Annotated in this window: 23 protein-coding genes; 13 read left to right on the top strand and 10 right to left on the bottom strand. The window is 68.8% G+C overall.

Translation table 11 applies throughout. The annotated features are described in order from the left end of the window. Positions 1-45 precede the first annotated feature (45 nt). Positions 46-3,123 (top strand): GH92 family glycosyl hydrolase, encoded by a 3,078-nt coding sequence (locus E0H45_RS02120; RefSeq protein ID WP_131337601.1) that lies wholly within the window; start codon positions 46-48, stop codon positions 3,121-3,123. Between the two features lie 8 nt (positions 3,124-3,131). Here E0H45_RS02120 and E0H45_RS02115 read toward each other — a convergent pair whose 3' ends face one another. The 3 genes from E0H45_RS02115 to E0H45_RS02105 all read right to left on the bottom strand — a co-directional run bounded on the left by E0H45_RS02115 (position 3,132) and on the right by E0H45_RS02105 (position 5,788). After that, a complete protein-coding gene (locus E0H45_RS02115; RefSeq protein ID WP_131334569.1) occupies positions 3,132-4,130 on the bottom strand; it encodes a LacI family DNA-binding transcriptional regulator in 999 nt (332 codons plus the stop codon). A 69-nt stretch (positions 4,131-4,199) separates the two neighbouring features. Further along, positions 4,200-5,138 (bottom strand): ribokinase, encoded by a 939-nt coding sequence (locus tag E0H45_RS02110; RefSeq protein WP_131334568.1) that lies wholly within the window; start codon positions 5,136-5,138, stop codon positions 4,200-4,202. Then, positions 5,135-5,788: a KpsF/GutQ family sugar-phosphate isomerase gene (locus tag E0H45_RS02105; protein ID WP_131337600.1), complete on the bottom strand. Its 654-nt coding sequence runs from the start codon at positions 5,786-5,788 to the stop codon at positions 5,135-5,137. Before E0H45_RS02105 ends, E0H45_RS02110 begins: the two co-directional genes overlap by 4 nt. A gap of 297 nt (positions 5,789-6,085) precedes the next feature. On the opposite strand from E0H45_RS02105, the gene E0H45_RS02100 reads away from it, so the two are divergent. After that, entirely contained in the window at positions 6,086-7,111 is a 1,026-nt protein-coding gene (locus E0H45_RS02100) for a glycoside hydrolase family 172 protein (protein WP_131334567.1), read from the top strand. A gap of 3 nt (positions 7,112-7,114) precedes the next feature. Further along, positions 7,115-9,148, top strand: coding sequence for a DUF4185 domain-containing protein (locus tag E0H45_RS02095; protein ID WP_131334566.1), 2,034 nt, complete (start codon positions 7,115-7,117; stop codon positions 9,146-9,148). A gap of 16 nt (positions 9,149-9,164) precedes the next feature. Here the strand turns inward: E0H45_RS02095 and E0H45_RS02090 are convergent, their stop codons facing one another. Further along, the gene (locus E0H45_RS02090) at positions 9,165-9,830 is read right to left on the bottom strand and encodes a maleylpyruvate isomerase family mycothiol-dependent enzyme (protein ID WP_131334565.1); all 666 of its coding nucleotides are present in this window, start codon (positions 9,828-9,830) and stop codon (positions 9,165-9,167) included. Positions 9,831-9,883: 53 nt separating this feature from the next. Between E0H45_RS02090 and E0H45_RS02085 the strand changes: the two genes are divergently transcribed. The 7 genes from E0H45_RS02085 (at position 9,884) to E0H45_RS02055 (ending at position 15,508) form a co-directional block, all read left to right on the top strand. Beyond that, positions 9,884-10,495 (top strand): CGNR zinc finger domain-containing protein, encoded by a 612-nt coding sequence (locus E0H45_RS02085; protein ID WP_131334564.1) that lies wholly within the window; start codon positions 9,884-9,886, stop codon positions 10,493-10,495. Between the two features lie 10 nt (positions 10,496-10,505). Beyond that, on the top strand, positions 10,506-11,195 hold the full coding sequence (locus tag E0H45_RS02080) for a VOC family protein (RefSeq protein ID WP_131334563.1): 690 nt from the start codon (positions 10,506-10,508) through the stop codon (positions 11,193-11,195). Next, positions 11,192-12,259, top strand: coding sequence for a succinyl-diaminopimelate desuccinylase (dapE, locus tag E0H45_RS02075; RefSeq protein WP_131334562.1), 1,068 nt, complete (start codon positions 11,192-11,194; stop codon positions 12,257-12,259). The genes E0H45_RS02080 and dapE overlap by 4 nt, the downstream gene beginning before the upstream one ends. A gap of 37 nt (positions 12,260-12,296) precedes the next feature. Then, positions 12,297-13,154, top strand: a complete 858-nt coding sequence (locus E0H45_RS02070; protein WP_131334561.1) for an LOG family protein — start codon at positions 12,297-12,299, stop codon at positions 13,152-13,154. Positions 13,155-13,368: 214 nt separating this feature from the next. Continuing rightward, positions 13,369-14,472: a DivIVA domain-containing protein gene (locus E0H45_RS02065; RefSeq protein WP_272948967.1), complete on the top strand. Its 1,104-nt coding sequence runs from the start codon at positions 13,369-13,371 to the stop codon at positions 14,470-14,472. Beyond that, positions 14,472-14,951, top strand: a complete 480-nt coding sequence (locus tag E0H45_RS02060) for an SRPBCC family protein (RefSeq protein ID WP_131334559.1) — start codon at positions 14,472-14,474, stop codon at positions 14,949-14,951. Before E0H45_RS02065 ends, E0H45_RS02060 begins: the two co-directional genes overlap by 1 nt. Further along, the gene (locus E0H45_RS02055; protein WP_131334558.1) at positions 14,948-15,508 is read left to right on the top strand and encodes a DNA-3-methyladenine glycosylase I; all 561 of its coding nucleotides are present in this window, start codon (positions 14,948-14,950) and stop codon (positions 15,506-15,508) included. The genes E0H45_RS02060 and E0H45_RS02055 overlap by 4 nt, the downstream gene beginning before the upstream one ends. 191 nt (positions 15,509-15,699) lie before the next feature. Here the strand turns inward: E0H45_RS02055 and E0H45_RS02050 are convergent, their stop codons facing one another. The 3 genes from E0H45_RS02050 to E0H45_RS02040 form a co-directional block, all read right to left on the bottom strand. Further along, positions 15,700-17,817: an alpha/beta hydrolase-fold protein gene (locus E0H45_RS02050; protein ID WP_131334557.1), complete on the bottom strand. Its 2,118-nt coding sequence runs from the start codon at positions 17,815-17,817 to the stop codon at positions 15,700-15,702. A gap of 202 nt (positions 17,818-18,019) precedes the next feature. Then, positions 18,020-18,811 (bottom strand): enoyl-CoA hydratase/isomerase family protein, encoded by a 792-nt coding sequence (locus tag E0H45_RS02045; protein WP_131334556.1) that lies wholly within the window; start codon positions 18,809-18,811, stop codon positions 18,020-18,022. 32 nt (positions 18,812-18,843) lie between these two features. After that, positions 18,844-19,662: a PaaX family transcriptional regulator gene (locus E0H45_RS02040; protein ID WP_131334555.1), complete on the bottom strand. Its 819-nt coding sequence runs from the start codon at positions 19,660-19,662 to the stop codon at positions 18,844-18,846. A gap of 166 nt (positions 19,663-19,828) precedes the next feature. Here E0H45_RS02040 and E0H45_RS02035 point away from each other — a divergent pair, with 166 nt between their 5' ends. Both E0H45_RS02035 and E0H45_RS02030 read left to right on the top strand, forming a co-directional pair. After that, a complete protein-coding gene (locus E0H45_RS02035) occupies positions 19,829-19,996 on the top strand; it encodes a DUF3117 domain-containing protein (RefSeq protein WP_012923066.1) in 168 nt (55 codons plus the stop codon). Between the two features lie 294 nt (positions 19,997-20,290). Then, positions 20,291-21,811, top strand: coding sequence for a leucyl aminopeptidase family protein (locus tag E0H45_RS02030; protein ID WP_131337599.1), 1,521 nt, complete (start codon positions 20,291-20,293; stop codon positions 21,809-21,811). A gap of 16 nt (positions 21,812-21,827) precedes the next feature. Here E0H45_RS02030 and E0H45_RS02025 read toward each other — a convergent pair whose 3' ends face one another. Continuing rightward, positions 21,828-22,814: an alpha/beta hydrolase gene (locus E0H45_RS02025; protein ID WP_202872170.1), complete on the bottom strand. Its 987-nt coding sequence runs from the start codon at positions 22,812-22,814 to the stop codon at positions 21,828-21,830. A 72-nt stretch (positions 22,815-22,886) separates the two neighbouring features. Here E0H45_RS02025 and E0H45_RS02020 point away from each other — a divergent pair, with 72 nt between their 5' ends. Continuing rightward, positions 22,887-23,438 carry a TetR/AcrR family transcriptional regulator gene (locus E0H45_RS02020; protein ID WP_131334554.1) on the top strand — a complete coding sequence of 184 codons (552 nt, stop codon included), beginning with the start codon at positions 22,887-22,889 and terminating at the stop codon, positions 23,436-23,438. A 330-nt stretch (positions 23,439-23,768) separates the two neighbouring features. Here the strand turns inward: E0H45_RS02020 and E0H45_RS02015 are convergent, their stop codons facing one another. Together E0H45_RS02015 and E0H45_RS02010 are read right to left on the bottom strand one after the other, a co-directional pair. Then, positions 23,769-24,623, bottom strand: a complete 855-nt coding sequence (locus E0H45_RS02015) for an oxidoreductase (RefSeq protein WP_131334553.1) — start codon at positions 24,621-24,623, stop codon at positions 23,769-23,771. Between the two features lie 106 nt (positions 24,624-24,729). Next, positions 24,730-25,968 (bottom strand): alpha/beta hydrolase, encoded by a 1,239-nt coding sequence (locus tag E0H45_RS02010; RefSeq protein ID WP_131334552.1) that lies wholly within the window; start codon positions 25,966-25,968, stop codon positions 24,730-24,732. Positions 25,969-26,013 lie beyond the last annotated feature (45 nt).

The following is a 26,013-nucleotide window of genomic DNA, read 5'->3' as shown; positions in this document are numbered from 1 at the left end:
ACAGTTCGCCGGGGGTGGGGCGGTGGTTCGTAGGATTGTGGCGTGATGATTGAGACTGGTGGCGGGCCCGGTGGACCGACTAGTTCGCGGGCGGGGTTCACGAGCGTTGACGGGACTCGGTACTCCGGGACGACGGGTGGGCGGCGCGAGGTTGAGCTGCCTGGTGGGGGACGGGTGGTCGCGGCGGGGGATCGGTTGCGATACAAGGTCTATCCGGAGCTCGACGCGGGGCTGACCTACTCGGCGACGTACGTGGCGGTCGAGGTGGTGTTTGCGGACGGGACGCGGCTGGACGGGGCCCTGGACCAGTACGGGAAGACTGCTGACGCCGCGGGGCAGGGCGCCGCGAAGATCCTGTACGCCGACCAGTGGAACGACGTACAGGTCGATCTGACCGCGGCTGCGGGGCAGACGATCGCGCAGGTCGTACTCGTGGTGGATGCGCCCGAGGCGGGCCACGAGTTCGCGGGATGGATCGACGACGTCGAGATCGGCCCGGCGCCGGCGGAGCCCGATGGGTCGGACCTGGCGGCGTACGTCGACACGCGCCGCGGGACGAACGCCAGCCACGACTTCTCCCGCGGCAACACGCTGCCGATCACCGCCTGGCCGAACGGGTTCAACTTCCTGACGCCGGTCACGAACGCCTCGACGCACCGCTGGCCGTACGAGTACCACCGCGCCAACAACGCGGACAACCGTCCCGAGCTGCAGGGCCTCACGTTCTCCCACCAGCCGAGCCCGTGGATGGGCGACCGCGATCAGCTGACGATCATGCCGGTCGCCGCCGCCGAGCCGCTGGGCGACCCCGCCGAGCGCGCCGCCGCTTTCAGCCACGACGACGAGACCGCCCGCCCCGATCTGTACGCGGTCGACCTCGCGAACGGTGTCCGCGCGGAGCTCACCCCGACCGACCACGGCGCGATCTTCCGCTTCACGTTCCCCGAGGACGCGCCCGGACGGCACCTGATCTTCGACACGATCGACGAGAACGGCGCCTTCGAGTACGACGGGAACGCGGTCACCGGATGGGTTGAGAACGGCTCCGAAACCGGTCGCACCCGGATGTACTGCTACGGCGAGTTCTCGACGGTTCCCACCGCCTTCGGCCAAGCGCGCGGTGGTCGCGCCAACGCCCGCGCCGCGACGTTCGACGTACCTGAGGTGACACTGCGGATCGCGACGTCGTTCATCGGCGTCGACCAGGCGCGGCACAACGTGTATCTCGAGCTCGAGGGGCGGTCCTTCGAGGAGATCCAGGCCGCCGCCAACGCGGTGTGGAACGAGCGCCTGCAGGTGATCCGGCCGGAGGGCGCGACACCGCCGCAGCTGCGGACCGTGTACGGCAACCTGTACCGGCTCAACCTCTACCCGAACTCACACTTCGAGAACGCGGGTACGTCGGACGCACCGGAGTACCGCTATGCGAGCCCGGTCCTGCCGACGGACGGTACGGCGACCGCACGCGAGACCAATGCGGTCGTGAAGGCCGGGAAGATGTACGTGAACAGCGGGTTCTGGGACACGTACCGGACCGCGTGGCCGGCGTACGCGTTCTTCTACCCGGCGCTGGCCGCGGAGCTGGTCGACGGGTTCGTGCAGCAGTACCGCGACGGTGGCTGGATCGCTCGCTGGTCCTCGCCCGGGTACGCGGACTGCATGACCGGGACGAGCTCCGACGTGTCGTTCGCGGACGCCTACCTCAAGGGCGTGGCGTTGCCGGACCCGTTGGCGACGTACGACGCCGGGCTGCGGAACGCGACCGTCGCGCCGGAGGCGACCGAGGTCGGGCGGAAGGGCGTCGAGACCGGGTTCTTCGCCGGGTACGTGAGCACCGACACCGAGGAGAGCGTGTCGTGGTCGCTCGAGGCGTACCTGAACGACTTCGCGCTGGCGGAGATGGCCGCTCGCCTGGCCGACGTCTACCCCGAGCGTCGTGATCAGCTGCTGGAGGAAGCGGAGTACCTGCGCCGCCGGTCGCTGAACTACGTGCTGCTGTTCGACAACGACATCAACTTCTTCCAGGGGCGTCGTCCGGACGGCACCTTCGCCAAGGCGCCCACCGACTTCGACCCCGAGGAGTGGGGCGGCGACTTCACCGAGACCGACGGCTGGAACTTCGCGTTCCACGTCGCGCACGACCCACGCGGCCTGGCCAACCTGTACGGCGGGCCACGCGGTCTGGAGGCGAAGCTCGACGCGTTCTTCGCGACGCCCGAACTCGCGATGAAGAAGGGCACGTACTCGATCGTCATCCACGAGATGGTCGAGGCCCAGGCGGTCCGGATGGGCCAGTTCGGCTTCTCGAACCAGCCGGCGCACCACATCGCCTGGATGTACAACTACACCGGTACGCCGGCCAAGACCCAGGCGATCGCCCGCGAGGTCCTCGACCGGCTGTACGTCGGTGAGCAGATCGGGCAGGGGTACCCGGGCGACGAGGACAACGGTGAAATGTCCGCGTGGTACCTGTTCGCCGCACTCGGTCTCTACCCGCTCCGGGTCGGTGCTCCCGAGTACGCGATCGGCTCGCCACTGTTCCGCCGTACGGTCGTCAGCCCGCTCGGCGGCACGCCCATCACGATCACTGCTGCCAACCCCGAACACCCTTATGTGCAAGAGCTCCAGGTCGACGGCAAGCAGTTGTCCATAGCATCAATCACCCACGCGGACCTGACTGCCGCCGGTCAACTCCACTTCACGCTGGGCGCCGAGCCGTCCGACTGGGCGACGCTGGAACTCCCGCCGGCGCTCACCTCCGACGACACCGTCCCCACGCCCCTCCTCGACCTGATCCCGGTAGACCCGAACAACCCCCTGTTCGACGACACGTCCACCACCGAAACCACCATCGACCCGGTAACCACGTGGTCCCTCCCCGCCCCCGCAACCCCGACCCTCTACACCCTCACGTCGGGCTCCGCGGCGGCCCCCACCACCTGGCAACTAGAAGCCTCCACCGACGGCACCACGTGGACCGTCCTCGACGAACGCACCAACCAAACCTTCCCCTGGCCCCGCCAAACCCGCCCCTTCACCATCAAAACCCCCGGCGAATACCAGCACTACCGCCTAACCACCCCGACCCCAACAACCCTCGCCCAACTAGAACTCCTGGACTGACGGCCGGACTACTTCTTGGGGGCTGAGGTGGCTCGGATGTGGAGTTCGGTGCGGAGGGTGACGGTGGAGGGCGGGCGGCCGGGGGAGGCGGTGCGGTCCTTCAGCAGCATGCCGGCGGTGCGGCCCAGCTCGTAGGTGGGTTGGGCGACCGTGGTGAGGCTGGGGATGACGAGGTCCGCCCACGGTATGTCGTCGAAGCCCACGATCGCGATGTCGTCCGGCGCGCGCAAGCCCTTCTTCGCCAGGCATTCCAGGGCGCCGACGGTCATCAGGTTGTTGGTGGCGAACAGCGCCTCGGGCGGATCGGGGAGTTCGAGCAGGCTTTCCATCGCGGCGTACCCGCCGGCCTCGCGGAAGTCGGCGTGCCGGACCAGGTCCTTGTCGTACCGGATCCCGCCGGCCCGCAGCGCCGACCGGTACCCGGCCAGCCGGTCCATCGCCGTCGACACCTTGCGCGGGCCGGTGATGCAGGCGATCCGCCGGTACCCGCCGTCGATCAGGTGTTTGACGCCCTCGAAGGCGCCGTGCTCGTTGTCGACCAGCACGGTGTCGGCCTCGACGCCTTCGACGCGGCGGTCGATCATCACGAGCGGGATCTTCGCGTTCGCGAGCAGGTGGACGCCCTCGGCCGTCGACGTCGGGGAGATCACCACGCCGGCCATCTGGTCGGTCAGGACCGCCGACGCGTACGCCGCTTCCTTCGCGGAATCCTCGTCGGAGTTGCAGAGGACGACGTGGTACCCCTCGGTCTGCGCGACGTCCTCGAGCCCGCGGACGAGCGAGGTGAAGAACGGGTTCTCGATGTCCGAGATGACGACCGCCCAGAGGTTCGTCGACGACTTGCGCAGGTTCCGCGCGACCCCGTTCGGGCGGTAGCCGAGTTCCGCGACCGCGGCCCGGACCTTCTCGGACAGCTCGGGGTCCACGTTCCGCCGGCCGCTCAGCACGCGTGACACCGTCGCCGGTGACACCCCCGACCTACGCGCTACGTCGTAGATCGTCGTCATACCCGCTCCCCGCTGGAGATCCGATGGTCGTCTGGATCGCACTCTAACTCCGATCCCGACCAAAGGATCTCATGATGCCGACGTAACGCCTTCCAGTAGTGCGAGCGCCGCGGCCTGGGAAGGTGCGGAGTCGGCGGCGCCGTGCACTGTGGTGGACAGGGCACCCGCCGCGTTCGCCAGTCGTACGGCGTCCACCAGGCCGGCCCCGTCCGCGAGTGACGCGGCCAGGGAACCGCAGAACGCGTCGCCGGCGCCGACCGTGTCGACGGTGTCGACCTCGTGCGCGCTGATCCGCTCCTCGAACCCGCCGACCCGGTCCAGGACATAGGCACCCCGAGCTCCGAGCGTCACCACACAGGCCCGCAGGTCCCAGTCCTCGGCGAGTTTGCGCGCGATCATCGGCACCTGCGACTCGTCGTCGCAGTTCAGCCCGGTGAGCGCCGCCGCCTCCACCTCGTTCGGCACCAGGATGTCGACGTACGACCCCAGCGTCGGGTCGACCGGGCCGACCGGCGCAGGCGTGAGGATCGTGGTGACGCCCGCGGCCGAGGCGAGCCGAAGGGCGGTGTGGCTCGCCTCGACCGGGAGCTCGAGTTGCACGCTCAGCACCTTGCTCGCGGTCAGTACGTCGGTGGCGGCCTCGACGTCCAATGCTGTGATCGCCGCGTTCGCGCGGGACACGATGATGATCGAGTTCCCGCCGTCCGGCAGCACCAGCGGCAGCCCCACCCCGGTGCCGAGCGACGGGTGTCGCACCACCCACGAGGTGTCGACCCCGTTCGCCGACAGCAGTTCCAGGAACTCCTCGCCGTACCGATCCTCGCCGATCGTCCCGACGATCGCCGTCCGCGCACCCATCCGGGCCGCCGCGATCGCCTGGTTCACGCCCTTGCCGCCGAGGAATTCCGCGAACCCGGTGCCGTGCAACGTCTCGCCCGGCAACGGCCGCCGCTCCGCCGACGCGACCAGGTCCTTCATGAACGATCCGAGCACACAGACATCGGTCATGCCTGGTCCTCCGAGAGACGCTTGCCCAGGGCACCGGACGGATGGAACTGCGCGAAGTCGTGATGACTGAACTCCCGCAGTACGACGAGCGCACACGCCAGCGCGTCGCCCATCGCCAACGAGGCGGTCGTCGACGCGGTCGGCGCCAGGTTCAACGGATCCGCCTCGCGGAGCACCATCGTGTCCAGCGTGTACGTCGCCAGCTGCGCCAGCGTCGACTCCTCGCGACCGGTCATCGCGATCACCGGGATCTGCCGGTCCCGCAACATCCGGGCGAACTCGCACACCTCGGCCGTTTCTCCGGACGCTGACAATGCCAGCACGAGATCGCGGGTCGTCACGGCGCCGGAGTCCCCGTGCAACGCGTCGCCGGAGTGGATGAACGTCGCCGGAGTACCTGTGCTCGCGAGCGTCGCGGCGATCTTCCGTCCGACCAGGCCGGACTTGCCGAGGCCGGTCACCACCAGGTGGCCTTCGCACCGGGCAACCGCGGTCAGTACCTCCAGGAACACCCCGTCCAGGCGGTCGGCGAGCGCCGAAACAGCAGCGGCCTCGGTCTCGATGGCGTCCCGCGCCGCCTGCAGTCCCCGTGCCACCAGGTCTCTGGACAGCTCGTCGGCCGTGCGGTGGGCGGACGCACGGTTCGGCACAACTGACATCCCAGTGCCTCTCATCTCAGAAATCGATTTCCGCAGATTAGGCAGTGGGATCGGGTGGTGTCAACGGCTGCGCCCAGGTCGAAAGCCTTGTGTACACGCGGGAATTGCCGGAGTTGATCACATCGTCTCCCCGTCGCCCCTTGACCGCCCCGGTCGCCGATCGTAGATTGCGAGAAATCGATTGCCCCTCGAAGCGCACGGTCGTGGTGTTCGTCGCGGGCCGGCGCCGGTTCGTCGACGCGATGAAGGCGACCGGACTCAAGGAGAAGGCTCAGGTGAAAGGCTCATATGTACGGCGACTACGGGAGCAGTCTTCGTGATCTGCCTCGACTACGGGACTCCAAGCGCCGCCGGGCGTCCAGCTGGGACCGGACGGGTGGCAACGACGACCGACTGACGATCCGTCCGGGTGAGACCGCCGTACTGGCGGAGATCGACGGGCCCGGATCGATCAACCACATCTGGTGCACCGTCGCGCGAGACAGTGCGTGGGGTCCCGACGAGGTCGATGGGGACTACCTGCGGAAGCTGATCCTGCGCATCACCTGGGAGGACTCCGATCAACCCAGTGTGCTCGCGCCGTTGGGCGACTTCTTCGGCGTCGGGCACGGGAAGACCGTCAACTTCGTCAGCGCACCGCTGCAGATGAGCCCGCAGGACGGGAAGGGTTTCAACTGCTGGTTCCACATGCCCTTTGCCTCCCGAGCGAAGGTCGAGATCGTCTCGGAGCTCACGGCGGCTCCGGTGTTCTTCTACTACTACGTCGACTACGAGCTGTTCGACGGCGCGCAGGACGGGCTCGGGTACTTCCATGCGTCGTACAACAGGCAGCATCCGACGGACGGCGTACCGCAGGGCTCCGAGACGTTGCGCCAGTACCAGGTCGAGGGGACGAATCTGTCCGGCGACGGGAACTACGTCGTCCTCGACACCGAGGGCAAGGGGCATTACGTCGGGTGCGTCGTGAGCATCCGGAACCTGCGCGAGTCGGCCGAGTGGAACTGGTACGGCGAGGGCGACGACATGATCTTCATCGACGGCGAGCCGTTCCCGCCGTCACTGCACGGCACGGGGACCGAGGACTACTTCAACACCGCATGGTGCCCGAGTGAGCCGTACTCCGCGCCGTACCACGGGATCACGCTGCCTGGCGGAGCCAACTGGAGCGGCGAGATCTCGCTGTACCGCTTCCACGTCGAGGATCCGATCACGTTCTTCAGCTCGATCCGCGTGACCATCGAGCACGGGCACGCCAACAAGCGCAGCGACGACTGGTCGTCGGTCGCGTACTGGTACCAAACCTTGAAGGGATAGCTCATGAAGCGTGGGGCCTTGCTCGCTGTCCTGCCGCTGGTCTTCGGAACGGCGACACTCCTGACCCAGTCCTCGAATCCCCAGGAGGTCGCCACCGTGAACGCGATCGGCACTGCCCAGGTGGAGGCGAAAGGCACGCCGAGCAAGAGCGACGGCGACCTGTGGCCGTCGTGCTGGGCCGGCAACGACAAGCTCTACGCCGCGAACGGTGACGGCAAGGGGTTCAGCGTCGACGGCGACTTCGCCGACATCGCGGTCAGCGAGATCACCGGTACGCCGGGAAACTTGTCCGGGGCAACGATCTCTCGTGGGGATCAGGTCGGGTCCGTCTGGAGCGGTGCCGGGTACAACCGGAAGCCGACCGGGATGGTGTGCGTCGGCGACACTCTGTACCTCGCCGTCCAGGACCTCGCGCTCGACTTCAACGACGTACCGGCGGCGACGATCCTGAAGTCGACCGACCACGGGCGGACGTGGACGTGGGACAAGTCGAAGCCGATGTTCGCGGACCATGTGTTCACGACGATCTGGTTCGCGGACTTCGGCAAGGGCGGAGCCGCCGGGCCCGACGGCTATGTGTACGCGTACGGGCTGGACGGGAACTGGCGGGACTCGTTCGACGACACGGTCCCCGATCCGCAGAGCGTGTTCCTGGCGCGGGTGCCCAAGCGTGACGTGCAGGACAGGAGCGCGTGGAAGTTCTACACCGGGTCCGGGTGGTCCGCGAAGATCGCCGATCGCAAGCCGGTGCTCAACGACCCGCGGCGGTTGTACGCGCAGACGTACGGGACGAACGCCTCCAATCTGAGCGTGATCAGTCAGGGCGGCGTGACGTACCTGCCCCAGCAGAAGCGGTACGTGTACACGTCGTGGACGGAGTACACCTTCGAGTTCTACGAGTCGCCGACGCCGTGGGGGCCGTGGAAACACTTCCTCTCGAAGGACTTCGGCGGGTATCCGTGGTCGACCTCGAAGTACGGCGGGTACGGCGTGACGATCCCGTCGAAGTTCGTGCAGCCGGACGGTAAGACGATGTACCTGCAGGCGAACGTGTGCCCGTGCGGTGGAGGCGGAATCGGTACGTCGGTCTACAACTTCAACCTGCGCAAGCTGGTCCTGACGCCGTCCGTCGGTACGCCGGCCTCGAACCTCCCGGGATCGGACAACCTCGCTGCTGCTTCGACCGGCGCTGTCGCGATCTCCAAATCCACGCAGTCGGGCAGTCTCGCGGTGCTGAACGACGGCTCTCGGGCTGGGAGCGAGTCCGACTTCGACGACGAGGTGAAGGGTGCGTCGTGGTGGGGGTACGAGTGGCCCGCGCGGCACAAGGTGAACAACGTGGAGTTCACGTCCGGGGCGGTGTCGGCCGAGGGCGGGTACTTCACCGGGCGGCCGCGGGTCCAGGTTCGCCAGAACGGGCAGTGGGTCGAGGTCGGGTCGCAGACCGTGTCGCCGACGTACCCGGGCGATGCGTCGGCCGGTGCGAACACGACGTACACGATCACCTTCCCGGTGCAGGAGACGGACGGGGTCCGGGTGTTCGGCCTGCCCGGTGGGACGCGTTCGTACTCGACTGCTTCTGAGGTTGCTGTTCGCTACGTGTCGCAGTTCGCCGACGGTGGGTTCGAAGGCACCGTCGGCGGCAAGCCGGCGTGGCTCTTCGAAGGTAAAGCGGCCAACGGCGTCGACCGCGGCCTCGGCTTCGCGCACTCCGGCGCCAACAACGGCTGGATCCGCTGCACGTGTACGGGATGGAGCGCGCTGTACCAGACCGTGCCTGTTGTCCCCGGTACGACGTACACGTTCGGCTCCTGGATCAACGCGTCAGCGAACCTCCCCGCCGACCAGGGCCGCTTCGGCGTCCGCGCCGGAACGACCGACCTCGCAAGCACCACCTTCGGCGCCGGCACCGGCTACGTGCACCACGAGGTCACGGTGAAGGTCCCGCCCAACGTCCACGAACTCACCGTCTACGCCGGCTTCAACGCCCCCAACCTCGACACTTGGATCCAGCTAGACGACTTCACGGTGAACTAACCGCTTTCCGGAAAGGTCACGGCCAGGCGAGGAGGTCCGGGGTTGAGCCTGTGATGGGGCCTGGGGTTGGGCGGCCGGCGTACCAGGCGGTTAGGTCGGTGAGGGCGCCTTCGAGGGTGATGTCCTCTCCGGTGCCGTTGTCCCAGGTGATGGTGGGGGACTTGAGGATCAGGTGGGTGTTGTCGGGGGTGCGGGCGCGGAGGAAGTCGAGCAGGTGCAGGCAGAAGTCGTCGGACCAGGTGGTGGCGGTGATGCCGAGGTCGAGGTCTGTGGTGTGGATGGTGAGTTCGCGCCACGTGGCCTGCAGGCCCGCGGAGAGGTTGCTGTTGCGGTGCAGGATCGGGAGCGGCCAGTCGGTGGGGCCGACCTTGTCCCAGGAGGCGAGCAACGTGGTGACGGCCTGCGTCAGGTGGGACCGGAGCTCGGCGGCGGGACGGTCGGCGCCGGCCTCGATCGCGGCATCCCGCGCCGGGCGCCCACCGTCGTACACCTCGATGAGGCGTCCCTGCAGCGCCTCGTCGACCTGACGCGTCATCGCCTCGGAGAAGTTCGCGACGTGGGTGATCACATGACCACGCGACCACCCGGGCAGGCCCGACCCGGCACGTGCGGCGTCGTCGTCGAGATCTCCCGTCAGCGCGAGCAGCTGACCGGCAATCGCACGTACTTCATTCAGGGCCACAGCAGCTCCTTCATTCACATGCCATCAGTCGAATATCCCATTAGTATCATCAGATGACCACGCTCGCCTTCGCTTTAGCCGCCACGATCAAGCACGACGGTCACGGTGGCGTCGCGGACCTGCTCTCCACTCCGGAGGAGGCAGCTGCCTGGCTCACCGAGCACGACCTGTTGGTTGCGCACGTGTTGGGGGCCGAGTCCGACTTGGGGAGGTTTTTGCGCCCGGATCGGGCAGAAATCCTCCCCAACCTGTGGGAGGAGCTGGTGCGGATTCGGGGGGCGGTGCGGGCGTTGTTTGCTCGGGCGGTTGCTCCTGGGGCTCCTAGTAAGGCGGATGCCGCGCGGTTGATGACGGTCGAGGATGCGCTGCGGATGGTGAACCGGGCGGCGGAGCGGTTGGGTACGACGGAGTTGGAATGGGTGGACGAGCCGGTTGTGCGATGGGCGTACCGGACCGAGGACCCGATCGCGTTGCTGGTCGGCGCGGTCGGGCGGTCGGCGATCGACTTCCTGGCGAGCCCGGACCGCGCACGGCTGCGGGCCTGCCCGGCGGCGCGGTGTGTGAAGTACTTCCTGCAGGACGACCCGCGGCAGACGTGGTGCTCGCCGGCCTGCGGGAATCGCGAGCGGGTGAACCGGCACTACCGCAAGCGCACCGCCGGATAATGTGTGCGGTATGAGCGTCGCGCGGTTCAAGGACCTGTGTGTGGACGTGGCGAGCCCGAGTGAGATGGCTGCCTTCTGGGGACGGACGATCGGGCTGACCGCGCCGGCCGACAACCCGAACGTGCTGGTCGGCGACGCCCCGGAGAAGACCATCTGGATGTGCAAGGTCCCGGAGCCGAAGACCGTGAAGAACCGCGTGCACCTCGACGTCATCGCCGGTGACATCGCGGACCTCGAACGCTCCGGTGCGACGATCCAGTCCCCGGAGACCGAGGCCCAGCAGTGGACGGTGCTGACCGACCCGGAGGGCGGTGAGTTCTGCGGGTTCGTCCGCGAGACGGTCCCGGCGTACCGGCTGATGGAACTGATCGTCGACTCGGCTGATCCGGAGGCGCAGGCCCGCTGGTGGGCGAACGTGGTCGGCGGCGACTTCTCGAGCCGTCCGGGCCGGCCGTACTACTGGCTCGAGAACGTCCTCGGGCTGCCATTCAGGTACTGGGTCTTCAACCCGGTCCCGGAGCCGAAGACGGTCAAGAACCGCGTGCACTGGGACGTCACCGCACCCGCCCTGCAGCCGGTGCTCGACGCGGGTGCGACACTGCTGCGGCCCAAGGACGACGAGATCGGCTGGCACATCTGCGCCGACCCCGAAGGCAACGAATTCTGCGTCTTCCTGCCCCCGACCGAGGACTCGCCATGACCAAGCTGGACCTGACCGTATCCGGGCCGGATCTGACCGAGGCGCTGGTGAACGTCTCCTCGGTCAGCGGGACGGAGGAGAAGCTCGCGGACAAGGTCGAGGCGGCGTTGTCGGCGTACCCGCATCTGAAGGTGTTCCGGCACGGCAACACCGTCGTCGCCCGCACCGACCTCGGCCGCGCCGAGCGGGTCGTCCTCGCCGGTCACCTCGACACCGTGCCGCTCAACGACAACCTCCCGGCCCGCCGCGCCGACGGCCTGATCCACGGCCTCGGCGCGTGCGACATGAAGGGCGGTGTCGCGGTCGGGCTGCGGCTCGCCGCGACCCTCGACGAGCCGAACCGGGACATCACGTACGTGTTCTACGACTGCGAGGAGATCGAGGCCGAGCGGAACGGTCTGTTCAAGCTGACCCGCTCCAACCCGGAACTGCTCGAAGGCGTGTTCGCGGTCGTGATGGAGCCGTCGAACGCGGTCGTCGAGGCCGGCTGCCAGGGCACGATGCGGATCGAGGTCACCACCCGCGGTGAGCGGGCGCACTCGGCGCGTTCGTGGATGGGTAGCAACGCGATCCACGCCGCGGGCGGGGTGCTCGCGCGACTGGCGGCGTACGAGCCGCGGCGGGTGCCGATCGACGGGCTCGAGTACCGCGAGGGGCTGAACGCGGTCGCGATCACGGGTGGCGTCGCCGGCAACGTCGTACCGGATCTGTGCACGGTGACGATCAACTACCGCTTCGCGCCGAACCGGTCCGAGGCGGAGGCCGAGGCGCACCTGCGCGAGGTCTTCGAGGGGTACGACGTGACCGTGACGGACTCCGCGCCGGGCGGGCTCCCGGGGCTCGAGCGGCCGGCCGCGGCGGCGTTCCTGCAGGTGGTGGGCGGGGAGCCGCAGCCGAAGTTCGGGTGGACGGACGTGGCGCGGTTCACGTTGCTCGGCGTACCGGCGGTGAACTACGGGCCGGGCGACCCGCTGTACGCGCACAAGCAGGACGAGTTCGTGCCCGAGGCCGAGATCGAGCTGTGTGAACAGCGGCTGAGGAGTTGGTTGACAGACCGCGCCTGAACGCGCCCGGTTACCGGCCAGGCAATAACCTGGACGCATGTCAGAACCATCAACCCACCCCGACCGTCCGGTCGGCCAGCAGCAGCGCGGGCCGGTCACGATGCGGCGCAACCAGGTGCAGCAGTCCACGTCCGAGCAGCGCCTCCTGGACAGTCGCGGGCCGTCGGACTGGGTGCACACTGACCCGTGGCGGGTGCTGCGGATCCAGTCGGAGTTCATCGAGGGATTCGGCATGCTGGCCGAGCTCGGGGCAGCGATCAGCGTGTTCGGGTCGGCGCGGACCAAGGTGGACGACCCGATGTACGCCGCCGCCGAGGAGTTCGGGCGGAAGCTGGTCGAGGCCGGGTACGCCGTGATCACCGGCGGCGGACCGGGCGTGATGGAGGCCGCGAACAAGGGCGCGTCCGAGGCCGGCGGGGTGTCGGTCGGGCTCGGTATCGAACTGCCCTTCGAGAACGGCCTGAACGAGTGGGTCGATGTCGGCATGAACTTCCGGTACTTCTTCACCCGGAAGACGATGTTCGTGAAGTACGCCCAGGGGTTCGTGGTGATGCCGGGCGGGTTCGGCACGCTGGACGAGATGTTCGAGGCGCTCACGCTGGCGCAGACCCGGAAGGTCACGTCGTTCCCGGTCGTCCTGTTCGGTACGTCGTACTGGGGCGGGCTGGTCGACTGGCTGCGCACAACCATGCTCGAGGACGGGAAGATCTCGGCCGCCGACCTGGAGATGTTCGTCGTCACGGACGACGTCGACGAGGCGATCAGCTACATCGTCAAGGCCGGCGAACTCGCCGACGAGGCCGCCGAGGAGGCCGCCGCAGCGGCCGCCCGCGAGGTCGACGCCGCGAACGAGCCGGCCCGCCGGGATCACCGCCTCGGCTCCGACGGGAGCTGAGAGGTCGCGCGAGGCGGTGACGCCTGCTGCGCGCCGTCCCGCGGGCACTGGGCGGCGTTGTCGTCGGTCGACAGGACTCCGTCCTGCCTCCCTCCTCCGCCTTGCCCAGCACTCCGCGGGACGACGCTCGCGACGGCGTCACCGCCTCGCGCGACCTCCAAATCCCGGGGGTTTTCGCGGTTGACTCGCCCGGCATGGCACGATCGGTCCCGTGATGTGGTTCTTCGGGCTGATCGTGGTGCTGTTGATCGGGGCTGTAGCGGTAGTGGCCTCGGGTCGTTGGGGTGCCATGAGCACGGCGTACGACGACCGGCCCGACATGACCGTGCCGGCGCGGCAAGCGCTCACGTCGACCGATATCGAGTCGGCGCGGTTCGCGGTCGGGGTGCGCGGCTACCGGATGGACGAGGTCGACACGCTGCTCGAACGGGTCGCGAAGGAGGTCGCCGAACGCGACCGCCGGATCGCCGACCTGGAGCGCGCCGTCGCCCCGATCGTCGAGGCACCGGACGGGCACGGCTTCAGCTCCCGGCCGTACGACCCGAGCGAGTTCGAGGACACCGGCACCCAGCCACCGATCCTGGTAGGCGGTCCCGACCCCATCGCCCAACCTGCGCCGGCAGCTGAGCCTGCCGCCCCGGAGGACACCGCGGAGCCGACCGACTCCGCTGGATCCGTTGGGTCGGCGCAGTCTGAGGGCGCGACGCCCGACGTACCGCAGGCGTCCGTAGCTCCCGACGCAGCGGACGACGAGCCGGAGACGACCGAACTGCCGCGGGCGATCCAGGCAGCCGCGGACGAGTACGAGCGCCTGCAGGCCGAGGCGCGCGCCGTACTGGAAGCCCAGTCGCAACCGGTGACCCCACGCCGCACGCCGGCTCCGCATCAGGCACCTCCCGCTCAGCAGCCCCAGCAGCAGCCGGACCCAGCGCCTGCAGAACCTCCCGCCGAGCCACCCACCGCGCACTGGACGTTGCAGCAGCCGCAGGAGCAGCCGCAGGAGCCGTCGCAACAGCAGCAGCCACCGCAACTGCAGCAGCCGCAGGCTCCGGAGGCACCGCAGGCTTCCGCTCAGTCGCAGTCGCAGCACTGGACTGCACAGGCGCCTGAGCAGACGTCGGACGAGCGCACCGCCGCACCTCAGCCGCAGGTCGAGCAGCAGACCCAGGAGCAGCAGGCCCCGGGACAGCAGGCCCCGGAGCAGGGGGCGCAGCAGGCTGGCGTCAACGGGGCGGCTGGGGACGGGGACGAGGAGGGGTGGCGGTTCTGGCCGCCTGCGGATCAGCAGGGTGAAGGGGCGTATCAGCGCCCCAGCTGATGGACGCGACGAGGAGCTGTCACGCAGAGGCGTCGGTCGAGTTGCTGCTGGCGCCTGAGGTCGCCTGGGACGTGGTGATGGACTGGGAGCGCCAGTCCCGCTGGATGCTGTTCACCCGCGTCTGGGGCACCGACAACGACGGCGTCGGCGTCGGTGGGGGAGTCGCGGCGCGGACTTCTGTCGGTGGCGTCGGGTTCACTGACGACATGGTCATCACACACTGGGATCCACCGCGCGAGTGCACGGTGAAGCATCTCGGCAAGATCGTCCGCGGCACCGGGACGTTCGCCATCGAGCCGAGAGTGTTCTGTGGCGTCGACCGCGGTACGTCGGTCTTCGGCAGCACGTTCACCTGGTCCGAGGACGTCGTACCGCCGCTCGGTCGCCTGGGCGCATTCGCCTGGCCGGTGGTGCGCCCGGCGTTCGAGGTGATGATGCGGATCTCGCTCCGGCGGCTCGTCAAGGAGGCCAACGCATGACGGTCGTCGGACCGGACGGGCAGCCGCGCTGCGGATGGGCGACGTCCGCACCGGAGTACGTCGAATATCACGACACCGAGTGGGGCAAGGAGATCCGCACCGATGTCGCGCTGTTCGAGCGAATGACCCTCGAGGGGTTTCAGTCGGGCCTGTCGTGGATCACGATCCTGCGCAAACGGGAGAACTTCCGGGCCGCGTTCGCACAGTTCGATCCGGAGACGATCGCGAAGTACGACGACACTGATTTCGAGCGGTTGATGGCTGACCCCGGCATCGTCCGCAACCGGTTGAAGATCAACGCGACGATCTCCAACGCCCGCGCGCTGCTCGACCTGGCCGAAGGCGAGTTCACCGACCTGCTCTGGTCGTTCCGGCCCGCGAAGCACGCGGCTCCGAAGACGCTGGCCGACGTACCGGCCACGACTCCTGAGTCCGTGGCGATGTCGAAGGCCTTGAAGAAGAAGGGTTTCGTCTTCGTCGGACCCACCACGGCGTACGCGTTGATGCAGGCCACCGGCATCGTGAACGACCACTTGAAGACCTGTATAGCCCGGTAATCCGCGTGCACGTGCAGACGCCTTTTGCAGATGCAAAAGGAACTTTGGCGGAATCAAAAGACAAACGGCTGAACGAGTTGTGCTTCGGACACTGAACGTGATGTGGTGTTCAGCGGGCTCCCCGACTGTCAGGTGGTTGTCCGGCCGTGACTCGCCCGGCCGGAACGCGGTCGTGGAGCCCACCAAACGTTCTACGGCAGCTTGTTCGCGCCGTCTGTGGTGAAGGTCGTCCGGAACACATCGGTTGCGGTCAGACCGGACAGTTGGGTCCCGACCGACGTCGTGGTGAGGTACAGATTCGCTTCGGCGTAAGCATCTGCCGCGTCATCGTCCGCCGTACCGAACTGTCGCGTCCAGCTGCGTGCATGGTCGGGTGAGTACTTCGTCAGTACGCCGTCGAACTTGCCCAGTGGGGTCTCCAACGATCCGTCCGTGAAGCCGCCGACATACACCGCACCGCTCGCATCTACCGCCACCGCGGCGGCCTTGTCGTTGCCGGTCGTTCCGAACTGGTCCCGCCACGTCAGTACGCCGTCTGCGTCGGCACGAGCGACCAGGATGTCCTTGTCTCCGCTCAACGTTCCCGCGAAATCGCCTGCTGTGTAGCCGGTCAGATAGACGCCGCCCGCCGGATCCGGCGCGACGCCCCACACCTCGTCGGACGCAGCGGTGCCGACCTGCTTCGTCCACACCGGATCGCCGTTGGGCGAGTAGCGCGCGAGGAATCCGTCGATGCCGCCGGCCGACGTACCGAGTTCGCCGGCCGTCATCCCGGCCAGGTAAACCGCGCCACCCGAGACCGCGACCGACATCCCCTTGTCCTCGCCTGCGCTGCCGGTCTGCCGCAACCACACCTGCTTCCCATCCGCATCGAGCCGCGCAACGAACACGTCCTTGTCGCCCTGGTTCGCTCCGCCCAGAGCGCCCTTCGTGTAGCCGCCGACGTACACCGCGGTTCCGTCGATCGCCACCGAGTAGCTCCGATCCGCCACGCCCGGTACGCCGAACTGCGTCAGCCACCGGCGATTCCCGTCAGCGTCGTACTGCGCTGCGAACGCATCGTCCGTGGCGTTCCCCGCATGTGCGCCGTCCAGATCGCCGTTCGTGTAGCCGGTCACCACGACCCGCCCGTCCGCGTCCACAGCAACGCCGTACGCGCGTTCCGTCCCAGCGGTTCCCAGCGATCGCGTCCACTCGCGCGACCCGTCGGCGCGATACTTGGTCAGCGCGACATCCGTGCCGCCGGCGTACGGCTGGCCGTCCAGCGCGCCCGCTGCCGCGACCGCCTGGTAAATGTTGCCTGAGGCATCTGTTGCGATTCCGCCGGCGCGGTCCTCGCCCGGCGTACCGGTGATCGCGGCCTGCATCGGCGTGGCCGGCGGCTTCCCGAGGTACTGGAAGATGTACTTCGCGCCTTCGGCGAACGTCGGTCCCCAGACGTCCCAGTCGTGCCCGCCGTCGACGACCCGGAACTCCGAGGTGAGGGTCGGCACCCGCGCCGCCTGGTTGAACACCACATGCGTCTCGAAGTCGAGGTCGTGGGTGGCGTCGATCGGCTTCGGGTTCTTGTACTCGTCGTCGCCGACCGCGAGGAACAGATGCGACTGCAGCCCGGTCGCCGCGAACGACTTCAGCGCGGCGGGCCAGTTCAGCTTCAGGTACGTCGACTCGACGAACGGGTCCTTACCCTTGCCGAAGGCACCGAAATCGCGGGTGCTCGAATCGCTCGGCGGCAACGGGAAATACACGGCCGGACTGAGGGCGATCGCTGCGCCGAACACGTCCGGATGTGCCAGCGAGTAGCGGAGCGCGCCGGCCCCGCCCATCGAATAGCCGGCGATGGCCCGGCCGGTGCGGTCCGCGATGGTGCGGTACGTCGCGTCGATCTGCGGCACGAGATCCTTGAAGAACGCGGTCTCGACGGGTCGTCCCGGATCGGTTCCTCGGTACGCCGAGTCGACGTACCAGCTCGCCCGGCTGCTCCACGGCGCGTCCGGCATGATCGCGATCGTCGGTGGGATCTCGCCGCTCCCGATCAGTTCGTCCAGCCGGCTCTTGACCTGCGTCCAGGCACTCATCGAGTCGCCGCGCCCGTGCAGCAGGTAGACGACCGGGTAGCGCCGGTCCGACGCGTCGTACCCAGCCGGCAGGTAGACGTTGTACTTGATGTCCTCACCGAGCGTCGCTGACCGCACGGCGGCCGGCTTGATGACACCCGGCTCGGCGGTGGGCGCGGCGGTGGATCCGGGTACGACGAGACTCCCGACCAGCGTGGCAACAGTCAGGACAGGCAGCAGCAGTTTCCTCACACGTCAGGTTGTAATCGCTTACGTAAACGATTACAAGACCTGGCGACACCGCGCATCCGGGCAGGTTGTCGGGGCTGCCCCCGCGCGCCGGGGGCGGTGAACAGGTTATTCCCTGTGCATCGCCCCCACTCCCTGTTCACACCCCCGGTGGGTGGCGCGGGGTGGCGGGGCGGAGGGGGGCGGGCTGGGCGGTGGGAGAGGTTTAGCGGCCGGTGAAGGTGGGTTTTTGTTTGGCTACGAAGGCGGACACGGCGTTGTGGTGGTCTTCTGTGGAGCCGGTTAGTTGCATTTTGGTGGCTTCGAAGACGAGGGCCTCGGCGAGGGTGTGGCTGGCTGAGTAGCTGAGGGATCGGCGGACGGAGCCGTAGGCGACTGTGGGGCCGGCTGCGAGTTTGGTTGCCAGGTCGGCGACCGCGGTTTCCAGGTCGGCGGCGGGGACGACCGAGGTGGCCAGTCCGAGGTCGAGGGCTTCGGCGGCGGGGACGGTGCGGGGGAAGTAGAGCAGTTCGAGCGCCTTCGCCTGGCCGATCAGGCGGGGGAGCGTCCAGGAGATCCCGGTGTCGCAGGACAGCGCGATGCCGGTGAAGGCGAGGTTGAAGCCCGCGGTGTCGGCGACGACCCGGAAGTCGCACGCGAACGCCATCGACGCGCCGGCCCCGGCCGCCACACCGTTGATCGCCGCGATCACCGGCTTCGGCATCTCGGCGAGCGCGAGCGCGATCGGCGCGAAGTGGTCCGGCACGGTGCTCCACAGCGCGGCCTGGTCGTTGGCCTGGAGCAGCCCGATGTGCTCCTTCAGGTCCTGCCCGACGCAGAACGCCCGCCCGGTCCCGGTCAGTACGACGACGCGAACCGCCGGATCGTCGGCGGCGGCCAGGACCGTGTCGCGGAGCAGGACCTTGGTCGGCGTGTCGAGCGCGTTCATCGCATCCGGCCGGTTCAGCGTGATAGTCGCGACACCCTCCGATACGGCGTACGTGACGGAATCACTCATCGTGGTCAGCTCCTTGACTGTCAGTGAAATTTTCAGTGCTGTGTCAGGCAGTCGTCGACGAAACGCCCGGCCGCGGGGCCCAATCGTTCTGCATGGAAATCGAAGAATTCGGCCGCCTTCGTCCCCGCCCAGTCGGCCGGCAGCAGCTCGTCCGGAAGCCCCGGATCCAGGAACAGGAACTTGCGCCACTCGTGCACCAGTTCCGACCGTACGGCGAACGCGTGCTCGTCGCCTGTGTCCGTGCCGGCGGCGTCCACGAGTGCCTTCGCCTCGATCAGCCAGGCGTCGTACGACGCGCCGAGCTCGTCGAGTTTCCAGACCCGCCGGGCGAACTCGACCGCGCCCGCGTCGACCGGGGCGCGGAACCGATCCGCGGCGATCCCCTCCACCCCGAGGATCTGGTCCACCTCGGCGTCGTTGCGCAACCCGACCCAGGCGCCGTCGGACAGCGGAGCCCAACCCAGAAAGGAGAGTTGGCTCGCCAGGTGGTCGCGGCGCCGGGCGTTCGGGACCTCGCGGAGAATGCCCAGGTGCCAGTGCCGGTCCCAGTCGCCCGGGCCCTCGGAACCGGTGACAACCGGCGTGCCGTCCGGCGCGGTCCGGTAGATGCGCGCGGCGGCGTCGTCGAGGCGGCGACGCGCCCGGGACGTCAGCGCGTACCCGGGCTGGCCGTCGATCCGGGCCGGCTCCAGCCAGCCCTGCCGGACCATCCGGGAGACGGCGGTCCGGACCGCGGGCGGGTGGACCCCGAGCGGCGCGAGCAGCCGGACGAGAGCCGCGACCGGAGCCTGCGCACCTCGCGCGCGCAGGTGGTCGCCGTACAGGTCGAAGAGGGCTGAACGGGCGTGCACAAGACTCGAGTCTGCCGTATGGTGCACGGCTCTGGCCTGGGATCGGGAATAATGGGGTCCGATACACACTGCGATACGCGCCGACGGCGCATCACCGCAACGGCGCCGGCGACGGTCTGCCGCGCGGTGTCGTCGCTCAACACCGACACTGGGAAGGGGTGCGCGCATGGCGGCGATGAAGCCGCGGACGGGCGATGGTCCGCTCGAGGTCACCAAGGAGGGCCGCGGGATCGTGATGCGGGTTCCGCTCGAGGGCGGCGGTCGGCTCGTCGTCGAGCTCAACGCCGACGAAGCGACCGAGCTCGGCAACGCACTGAAGGCCGTCGTCGGCTGATCACATCCTCCAGGGGGTCTGGTCGCCCCCTGCCTATCACCCCGACCCCGGTGGGTGCCCGAGAGGGCGTCTCGGGACTCTGCGCCTACTGCGCGGCACTCGGCGGGCACCTCGCTGCACTGGAGCGAAGGGCACGATGAAACCACATCGACCCCTCCGCTCCAGCGCACCGAGGCACTCCGCCGAGCACCTGCTCGCTACGGCGCAGAGTCCCGAGACACCCTCTTTGCGGCACCGGCCGGGGTCGTTACGGTTATGCAGCTTCTATCTGATCAAACAGTGAGGTTCGACCCAGTGGCTCGCCGCAGTAGTTCGTCTCCTTTTCCCAGTCTTCCGGTCGTTGCCTGGCAGCCCGGTCTGCCGGTGCACGGGTCGTCGACCTGGGTTGTTGTCGTCGGTGACGAGGACGGTCTGCCGGCCGCCGCGAAGGAGGCCGGGGGGCGGCTCGGCGTCGACCTCGACCGGCTGCTCGAGGTGCAGCGGGCGACCGGGTTCACCCCGTCCGCCGGTGCGGCCGCGGCGTACCCGCTGCTGACCGGTGAGGTGACCGAGATCCTGCTGGTCGGGGCCGGCGGCGGGAGCGCCAAGGACCTGCGACACGCCGGTGCGGCGATCGCGCGGTTCGGCCGCGGCAAGGACGAGCTCACCACTGTCGTTGCCGAGGGCATCGACGACGCGGCGCTGCAGGCGCTCGCCGAGGGCGTCGTGCTCGGCTCGTTCTCGTACACGCAGAAGACGGTCGACGCGGGCAAGCCTGCCGTCGGCACTGTCACGCTGACCGACGGATCGGCCGCGGTCCGGCAGGCGGTGATCGACCGGGGTGTCGTGATCGGGCGCACCGGCTGGCTGGCCCGGCAGCTCGCGATCACCCCGTCGAACGAGAAGGACCCGGCCTGGCTGGCCGCGCGCGCGACCGAGGTCGCCGCCGCGACCGGGCTCGAGGTGACGGTCTGGGACGAGAAGAAGCTCGCCGCCGACGGGTTCGGCGGCATCCTCGCGGTCGGCCAGGGCTCGACCCGGCCGCCGCGGCTCATCCGGCTCGACTACGTGCCCGAGGGTGCGAACAAGAAGACGCCGTACGTCGTGCTCGTCGGCAAGGGCATCACCTACGACACCGGCGGCCTGTCGCTGAAGCCGCGCGAGGGCATGGTGTCGATGAAGCGCGACATGACCGGCGGCGGCTCGGTGATCGCCACGCTGTCGGCGCTGCGTGACCTCGGAGCGAACGTCCGGGTCACCGGCCTGGTCTGCGCCGCGGAGAACATGCCGTCCGGTACGGCGTACCGCCCGGACGACGTGATCCGGCACTTCGGCGGCCGCACCACCGAGGTGAAGAACACCGACGCCGAGGGCCGTCTGGTGCTCGCCGACGGGCTCGCGTACGCCGTGCAGGAGCTGAAGCCCGACGTACTCGTCGACATCGCCACGCTGACCGGCGCGATCAAGGTGTCGCTCGGCGCGATGCTGTACGGCGGGATGTTCGCGACCGACGACGCGCTGGCGGACAACCTCGCGGACGCCGGCCGGGTGTCCGGCGAGGAACTGTGGCGGATGCCGCTGCCGGCCGAGTACGAGGACCTGATCTCGACGCCGATCGCCGACTCGGTGAACAGTTCGAAGGGCCCGGGCTCGATCACGGCGGCGCTGTTCCTGAAGGCGTTCGCCGGCGATCTTCCGTGGGTGCACCTCGATCTGTCGTCGATCGCGGAGTCCCCGGCCGACCGGTTCGAGTACTCCGTCGGCGCGACCGGCGCCGGCGCCCGGCTGCTCAGCACCTGGCTGGCGTCCGGCACGCCGACGTCCGGAATCGGCTGACGGGTGCTGTCGGCAACTATCTGAACCGCTCGCAGAGGAACTCGACGAGCCGGTCGCGGGCCGGCCGTGCCTGCGGTACGAGACCGGGCATGCTGATGAACGCGTGCCCGGCCTTGGAGTACTCGCGGACCTCGACCGTGGTGCCCGCCTCCCGGAGGCGTTCGGCGTACACCCGGCCGTGGTCCGCCACCGGATCGAGCACCGGGATCACCATCAGCGTCGGCGGCAGCCCGTCCAGGCGGTCGGCGTACAGCGGCGACAGCGGACGCGGATCGGTTTCTCCCGGTACGGCGAGACGCCGGAAGAACTCGAGTCCTTCGCGGGTGAGCGTCGGAGTATCGGCGTACTGCGTCACCGACTCGTAGTCGAGCGCGGTCGAGGTCACGTCGACGCACGGATTGACCAGCACCTGGGCCCGCAGCGACAGGCCCGCGTCCCGGGCCCGCAGTGCGGACAGAGCCGCGACCATCGACCCGGCGCTCTCCCCGGCGACCGCTACCCGGGTCGGGTCGACACCCCAGTCGGCGGCGTGCTGGAACACGTGCCGCAGTACGTCCCAGCCGTCGTCGACGATCGCGGCGAGTGGGGTGTCGTGGTCCATCAGCCGGTGCTCTACGGACACGACCACCGCGGACGCCCGGGCGGCGACGTGGCTGTTGATCCAGTCGCACTGCACCGCGGTTCCGACGTACCCGCCGCCGTGCACGTGAAGCACCAGCGGGAGCTTGCGCGCGGTCGGGTTCTTCGGGCGGTGGACGCGCACGCGGATCGTGCGGTCGGCGAGCTGGACCTGCTGCCAGGTGATCGTCACGCCGCTGTGCGGGATGCCGGTGAGCAGCCGGGCGAGGCGCGAGTTGACGATCCGGTTCGCTACTTCGCCGAACGCGGCCAGGTCCGCGGGCGACATCGAGCGGTAGTCGGGCTCCTTGCGTACGGAGTACACGAGGCGGACGCCCAGAGGTGGCCGCTGCGTGGGTGGGGCCATGGTGGCGGATCTGTGCATCGGGCACCGTCCCTGCGGTTTCGCTACGATTAGTATCGATACCGACGGTAGCATAACTAGTAGGATGGGCCCATGGCTCCCACCACCCGGCCGCCCGGCCGGCCCCGTTCCAGCGTCGACGCGGAGGTGTTCGCGGCGACACTGCGGACGGTTCACCAGCTCGGGTACACCCGGGCCACGGTCGATCGGATCGCCGCCGCGGCCGGGATCGCGAAGACCACGATCTACCGGCGCTGGCCGTCCAAGGGTGCACTCGTCACCGCGTGCCTCGTGGACACTTTCGGCCCGCTGCCACTGGTCGGGCACACTCGCGAGGAGGATGTGGCCGCCGCGGTCCGGTTCGGCGCGCGGCGGATCGCGGAGCCTGGGGTCGCCGCCGCGTTCGCCGGGGTGTTCACCGACGCGATCGGTGATCCGGGGCTGCGCGAGATCCTTTCCACGCAGCTCCAGGACCCGTACCGCCAGGTGCTCACCGAGTCGCTCGGTCTGTCCGAGCAGCGCGTCCTGTTCTTCATCGACATCGTCATCGGCACGCTGCTGCACCGGATGGGCATGACCGGCGAACCCATGGTGGAGTCCGACGTCGACGCCCTCATCCAGATGCTCCAGCGCGAACTCCGCTAGCTTTCCGCGCCGGAAATTCGTGCGATAAGTCCGGAGTCGACTGGGTGCCCGCCTCTTCCCCGGCCCCAAACCGGTTTGGGGAGCAATACTGCCCGAATCGGGCAGTATTGCTCCCCGGTCGGAGACAAGAGCCTCCCTGAACCGGTTTGGGGAGGCTGGTCGGGGCGCGGGGCGCGGGGCGCGGGGTCCGGGTCTGAACGGGCTGAGCGCGGGAGCCGTGATCGCACCGGGCCGGACTTACGACGCGGACTTGCGGCGCATGGCACTAGATTTCCGGAACTTTTGTTGCGCCAGGCGGCAGAAAAGTTCCGGAAAGCGGTGCCGGGGAGGTCAGGCGCCGATCGCATCAAGTTCGGTGATGGCGTCGGCGGGTAGTACGAGGTCCCGCGCGGCGACGTTCTCGCGCAGATGGGCCCGTGACGACGTACCGGGGATGACGACGCTGGTGGTGGAGCGCTGGAGGAGCCAGGCGAGGGCGACCTGCTGCGGGGTGGCGTCCAGACGGGCCGCGACCTTCGCCAGCGTCTCGGACTGCAGCGGGGTGAATCCACCCAGCGGGAAGAACGAGGCGTACGCGATGCCGTTGTCGGCGCAGTAGTCGACCACGTCGTCGTCCTGCCGGTTCACGAGGTTGTAGAGGTTCTGAACGGTCCGGACCGGAGCGATCGCCTGCGCCTCGCGGATCTGCGCGATCGTGACACCGCTGACGCCGAGGTGCCGGATCAGACCCTCCTGCTGCAGTTCGGCGAGCACGGTGAACTGCTCGGCGATCGAACCCTCGCCGGGACCGTCGTGGAACTCCGTCCGGAGGTTGACCACGTCGAGGACGTCGAGGCCGAGGTGCTCGAGGTTGTCGTGGACCTGGGCGCGCAGCGCGTCCGGTGCGAGGTCCGGGATCCAGCTGGCGTCGTCGCCGCGCCGGGCGCCGACCTTGGTGACCAGGACCAGGTCCGCCGGGTACGGGTGCAGCGCCTCCTTGATGATTTCGTTGACCACGGTCGGCCCGTAGAAGTCGCTGGTGTCGATGTGGGTGACGCCGAGTGCGACGGCCTCCCGCAGTACGGCGATCGCCTGATCGCGGTCCTTGGGGGGTCCGAAGACGCCTGGTCCGGCGAGTTGCATCGCGCCGTACCCCATCCGGGTGATGGTCAGGTCCTCGGCGAGGGTGATGGTTGAGTTCGTCATGTCTCCACTGTTCGCCGGCGCGCGCGGAACAGGGAGTACCTCGCTGTTCCTGGGAGTGACAGGGCACAGGCTGGGACGGTATCTGCGGTGCCGCTCGATCGGAGCGTCAGGCCCGGCGAGCGTAGGCCCGAATGATTTCCGGGTACGCCGTGAACGCCGTACCGAAATGGTCGACGGCGCCCATCGAATGCACCGTCACGTCCGCACCGCGCTGGTGCAGTGACTCCGCGCACGAGTCGGTGTTGGACGCGACCACGTCGGTGTCCTTCGTCCCGCTGTACAGGTGCACCGGCACCCGCGGCGTCCAGTCTCGGCAGACCTGATCCGCCGCCCGGAGGGCCCGCAGGAACCGACCGCTCGGATGCTGGAGCTTCGCGGCGAACTCCGGCGTGAACAGTTTCTCCGGCGAGTCCGGCAGGCTGGCCACGACCTCCTCGTCGGTGTGCGACCCGTCGAACAGCCCGTCGACGGTCGACGCGTACGGCGCCTGGAACGCCTCGCGCGGGTCGTCGTACAGCCCGACGGTCCGGTTCCACGCGGTCACGAAGTACCCGAGGTAGAAGGTCGCGGTCGGCGGGAGCACGCGCCCGTCGAAGGCCGCCGGGAGCTCCTCGCCGAGCAGGTCGTACGGTCCCGCGACGGCCCGGATCTCGCCGAGCCGGAACGGCCCGACCTCGCCGCGGCTGAGCGCGCGCCCGAACGCCAGCGATGCTCGCCCACCCTGCGAGAACCCGGTCACCAGCACGTCCCGTTTCAGCGCGACTCCGTGCCTGGCCGCGAACGTCCGCGTCGCGAGCAGCAGGTCGGCCGACGCCGAGGTCTCGGTCTTCGTGTCGATGTACGGATGCCGGCCGGGTCCCAGCCCCAGACCGACGTAGTCCGGCGCCACGCCGACCAGTCCCTGACCCGCGAACAGCGCCGTGACCAGCCGATCCGTCGACGTGTCGTCGACTGATGCCGCGTACGCCTTGGTCGCGTTCGTCCCGTGGAGGTACTCCGCGACGGTCAGCGCACCCCGGCGCCCGTCCGGCAGTACGACGATCCCGCTTGCCGTCGTCGGCCGCCCGAGGGTGTCGACCGTCCGATAGATCAAGCGGTACGCCGTGACGCCGTACGACGCCCGTGGCGTGCCGGGGAAGTCAGCGGCTGCTGCGTCGAGCTGAGCTGCGGTCAGCTGCGCGATCGGGACGGCCGAGACCAGCGCGCCACGCGGCGCATGCACGCTGGAGACCGCAGCCTCGGAGAGTGTCGGCTGGTGGACCGCGCCGAAGGCGGACAACGGGAACGTGAGCAGGGCAGCGGTCGCGAGCGTGGCGGCGACGGTCTTGATCAGGCGAGAAGTCATACCTCAACCCAACCGCCGCCGACGCGCTCACAGAATGGTGCGGAT

Source organism: Kribbella soli, assembly GCF_004331345.1.
Lineage (GTDB): Bacteria > Actinomycetota > Actinomycetes > Propionibacteriales > Kribbellaceae > Kribbella > Kribbella soli.
Note: the sequence above shows the minus strand (reverse complement) of the source record. Positions and strands in the feature narration are given on the sequence as shown.